A 693-nucleotide genomic window follows, 5' to 3' on the forward strand; every position below is an offset into this window, starting at 1 on the left:
TCCATCGGAAGGGAAGTAAATCCCCCCAGCTTCTTTACCCCCATATGTGCTTCCAAAGCACGCATCTCCACAACAGTCGCTGACTTGGGATTTATCTCGTTGATATGTATGGTTTTTTCAAATTCATTCCCATTCTCATCAACACCTTTTGCAATGATTGTCGGATCATCCTCTGTTGAATCTTCCGCATACTTAAGATAATAAGACAGCCCTGTGCCGTTCCCTCCTGTCCACAACATATCTTCATCTGTAAAAATATTATAGACTTTTGGAGTACCTGCCACATGGTTTACCTGCTCCTCAAAACTCCTTCCTGCCGCATTCTGCTGTGCCTTTCTTGTTCCCTGCCATGCCGGGTATCCTGCTGCCCCTATTCCATTTACATTCATTTTTTCAAATCCTCCGCTATTGTCATTTATTCAATACTGTGGCTGGGAGTGATATGTTTCCACCCCCAGCTACGCTGTGCCAGTCTGAATATGTAAAGCATTACTGTTCTATAGAAAACATAGCTTTCTGGATATTTTTCTGCCAATATGAGCTGTCAAAATAGTTCCCGCTTTTGGGCCGATTACTGAACATATTCATGATCATGTCATAAGTCATGGATGACGTATCTATAAACAGTTCCTTTCCGTCCTTTGATTTAATCGCTGTACCGTTTGTTCCCACATAGGCAGTTGTATTGTCATC

1 protein-coding gene and 1 pseudogene are annotated in these 693 nt (G+C 42.4%); both read right to left on the minus strand.

Going from position 1 to position 693, the window contains the following annotated elements; all coding sequences use genetic code 11:
- Positions 1-389, minus strand: a 389-nt coding sequence (locus D7Y06_RS25420) for a hypothetical protein (protein WP_120410229.1), incomplete at its 3' end; no start/stop codon positions are given.
- A gap of 100 nt (positions 390-489) precedes the next feature.
- A pseudogene (locus D7Y06_RS25425) lies at positions 490-693 on the minus strand (hypothetical protein); the annotation flags it as partial.

The sequence above is a fragment of the Roseburia sp. 1XD42-69 genome (assembly GCF_003612565.1).
In the GTDB taxonomy this organism is placed as follows: domain Bacteria; phylum Bacillota; class Clostridia; order Lachnospirales; family Lachnospiraceae; genus Roseburia_B.